Annotated in this window: 2 protein-coding genes and 2 pseudogenes; 2 read left to right on the top strand and 2 right to left on the bottom strand. The window is 73.0% G+C overall.

Translation table 11 applies throughout. The features are described 5' to 3' along the window. Positions 1–140: 140 nt before the first annotated feature. Positions 141–1,430 (top strand): ROK family protein, encoded by a 1,290-nt coding sequence (locus tag KVT45_RS54765; RefSeq protein ID WP_217562557.1) that lies wholly within the window; start codon positions 141–143, stop codon positions 1,428–1,430. Between the two features lie 202 nt (positions 1,431–1,632). On the opposite strand, the gene KVT45_RS54760 is transcribed toward KVT45_RS54765, so the two are convergent. Further along, positions 1,633–2,739, bottom strand: a complete 1,107-nt coding sequence (locus KVT45_RS54760) for a Gfo/Idh/MocA family protein (RefSeq protein WP_217562555.1) — start codon at positions 2,737–2,739, stop codon at positions 1,633–1,635. A gap of 146 nt (positions 2,740–2,885) precedes the next feature. On the opposite strand from KVT45_RS54760, the pseudogene KVT45_RS57510 reads away from it, so the two are divergent. Then, positions 2,886–3,230, top strand: a pseudogene (locus KVT45_RS57510) (sugar phosphate isomerase/epimerase); the annotation flags it as partial. Here KVT45_RS57510 and KVT45_RS58335 read toward each other — a convergent pair. Then, positions 3,225–3,348, bottom strand: a pseudogene (locus KVT45_RS58335) (DNA polymerase III subunit delta'); the annotation flags it as partial. The pseudogenes KVT45_RS57510 and KVT45_RS58335 overlap by 6 nt on opposite strands.

Below are 3,348 nucleotides of genomic sequence, written 5' to 3'. Positions count from 1 at the left end.
CGAAGAGGAGGGTGACGGCGCCGACGACGGTGACGACGAGCTGGGCGTCGGGGGCCGCGTTGAAGATCGCTCCGGAGTCGGACGCGGAGTGCTGTCGAGGCCCGCGGTCGCGGAGGTCGCCGGGACCATAAGCTCACTGCATGACCGACCACACCCGTACGCTCTCCCTGGTCCTGAGCCTGATCAGGAGCGGAGCTGCCGTGACCAGGCCCGACCTGGGCCGGCAGACCGGGCTGGGCCGGACGATCATCACGCAGCGGGTGGACCACGCGATCCGGGTCGGCCTGGTGGTCGAGGGCGAGCCGGCCCCCTCCACCGGCGGACGGCCCTCCCGCATCCTGCGGATCGCGTCCGGCCGAGGTGTCGTCCTCGGCGCGGTGTTCGGCGCCACCCATCTGCACGCCGCGGTGACCGACCTGGACGGGACCGTGCTCGCCGAGCGGCGAATGCCGTGGGACATCGAGTCGGGCCCTGAGGCGTCCCTGGCCACACTGGTCGAGGTGGCGGGGCAACTGCTCAACCCGGAGCTGCGGGAGCGCCTGTGGGGGGTGTGCGTGGGTGTTCCCGGGCCGGTCGACTTCGCGCGCGGGATGCCCGTGCAGCCGCCGATCATGGCCGGCTGGCACGGCTTCCCGCTCCGGGACCGGCTCGAAGCCCACTACGACGTGCCGGCCTGGGTCGACAACGACGCCAACCTGATGGCGCTGGGCGCCTGGAGCCGGACCCGGGCGGCCGCCGGCGACAACATCCTGCTCGTCAAGGCGAGCACCGGGATCGGGCTGGGCCTGATGTCCAGGGGCCGGCTGCACCGGGGAGCGCGCGGCGCGGCCGGCGACCTAGGGCACACCATCGTCGCCGAGGAGTCCCGCCACCGGTGCCGGTGCGGCAAGTTCGGGTGCCTCGAGGCGTTCGCGGGCGGCTGGGCCCTCACCCGTGACGCACGCGCCGCGGCCCTGGAGGGGCGGAGCCCCTTCCTGGCCGAGCGTCTGGAGCGCCGGGACGCGCCGCTGGCCGTCGCCGACGTGCTCGACGGCTGCCTGGCCGGCGACCGGGTCAGCACCGAACTCGTCACCAGGGCGGGTGAACTGGTCGGCGGACAGCTGGCGACGCTCGTCAGCGTCTTCAACCCGTCGACGGTCTACCTCGCCGGCGTGCTGGCGCAGGCGGGCGACGTGTTCCGGGACCCCGTCGCCGAGGTCGTGGCCAGACGGTCGCTGCCGCTGGCCACCGACGAACTCGTCATCGACCGGGTCGCCCTGGACCGCTCCGAGGGAGTCGTCGGCGCGGCGGCCCTGGTCATCGACGAACTGTTGCACCCGGAGCTGCTCGACCAGTGGCTCCGGCACGGGACCCCGCGCGGGATCCGCGCACGCACCGGCGACTTCACCGAGCCGCTCCCGCTCGACGTGCCGCTGGCGGGCGCGCGGTAGCGGCTCCACGCGGCTCTACAGGGACCTTTCCCTGTCCCAGGGGCAGCCCGACCGGCCATGTATACGGGCAGGAAGATGCCGAACGTCGGTCCCGCCAGGGACGGCAGGCCGCCCGTGACGCACTGCCGTGCCTACGCTAACCGGATCGCCTGGACGATCTGCCGTGCCTGCGTGGACCGGATCGCCCGACGATCTGCCGTGCCTACGCGGACCGGATCGCCTGCCCGGCAGCCGGGACGTCGACCCAGCCGCCGTCGCGTGCCGAGTCGACGACCGCCTGGGCGATGTCGGCCGCGCGCAGCCCGTCGGCGAAGGACGGCATGCCGGTGACCTGTTCGCCGCGGATCGCCGCATAGGCGTCGGCGACGAAGTCGGCGAAGACCTCGTAGTAGCCCTGCGGATGCCCGGACGGCAGGCGGGCCGCCCGCCCGGTCGGGGCCCCGGACCGGTTCGGGTCGCGCAGCAGCACCTCGTTGGCGTTCCGGCCGCCGATCCACAGTGACTCCGGGGTCTCCTGGCGGAACGCGTAGCTGGCGTCCGGCCCGTCGAAGGAGAACGACAGCGCGTTCTTGTACCCGGCGGAGACCTGGCTGACCACCACCGATCCGATCGCGCCGGCGTCGGTCTCGAGGAGTACGACCGCGCCGTCCTCGGTCTCGACGGGGCGCGGGGTGCCGTCCGCCGCCGGCCGGGCCGGGACCGCGCGGGCGAAGGACGCGTTCACGCGGGTGATCCGCTGCCCGGTCACGAACTCGGCGAGATCGCACCAGTGGACCCCGATGTCCCCGAACGCGCGCGTGGCACCGCCGTCCGCCGGGTCGACCCGCCAGTTGGTGGCCTCTGCGTCGGCGAGCCAGTCCTGCAGATAGCTGCCGTGGATCAGCCAGGGGGGCCGATGCCCCGGTCGCCGGATCCGGTCGCGTGCCTCACGCACGGACGCGTAGTACCGGTACACGAAGGGCACGGCGGTGACCAGCCCGCGCTCCGCCGCCAGTTCGGTGAGTTCGGGTGCGGTCGCGGCGTCGGTGGCCAGGGGCTTCTCGCAGACGACCGGGACACCGGCGGTGAGGGCCGCACGGCAGAACTCCGCGTGCGTAGCGTTGGGTGTGCACACGTGCACCACGTCCACCCCGTGCCGCAGCACGTCCTCGACCGAGTCGAAGCCGCGACCGACCCCGAACTCCGCGGCGGCGCGGCGGCCCTTCTCGGGCGTCGACCCGACCACGCCCACCACCTCGCCGCCCGCCACGAGCGCGGACCGGGTATGCACGGCCCCCATGAAGCCGGTACCGATGACAGCGACGCGCATGACACACACCTCTTCTCTCTCCCGGAGGAGAGCCTCCCGGGGAGCTAACGCGTGAAAAGGTCGAAAAAACGGAGAGCGATGGCTCCAGCAAGGTCGACTTTTGCTCACCGTAAGCTAAAGTATCCGGAACGCCAAGGAGGCTGCACATGAACCAGAGCCAGGAACCGGCCCGGCAGCCGGTCACCCTCTTCACCGGCCAGTGGGCGGATCTGCCGTTCGAGGAGGTGGGGCGGCTGGCGGGTGGGTGGGGGTACGGCGGTCTGGAGATCGCGGCCTCCGGCGACCACCTGGACCTGGCCCGCGCCGAGGCCGACCCCGACTACCTGCCCCAGCGCCAGGCCGTCCTGGAGCGGTACGGGCTGAAGGTCTGGGCGACCTCCCACCACCTCGGCGGACAGGCCGTGTGCGACGACCCGATCGACTTCCGGCACCAGGCGATCCTGCGCCCGGAGATCTGGGGCGACGGTGACCCCGAGGGTGTCCGGCAGCGTGGCCTCGGGCGAGCCGGCCCGGGCCAGCCGCTCCAGGGCGCCCTCGGCGTCCGCGTTGGCGATCGCGACCCTGGACCCCAGCTGGAGGGCGAGGACGTCGCGGTAGAAGCCGGTGAGG

The sequence above is a fragment of the Streptomyces sp. GbtcB6 genome, assembly GCF_019091475.1.
Lineage (GTDB): Bacteria > Actinomycetota > Actinomycetes > Streptomycetales > Streptomycetaceae > Streptomyces > Streptomyces hyaluromycini.
This window is presented reverse-complemented; position numbering and strand designations above follow the sequence as displayed.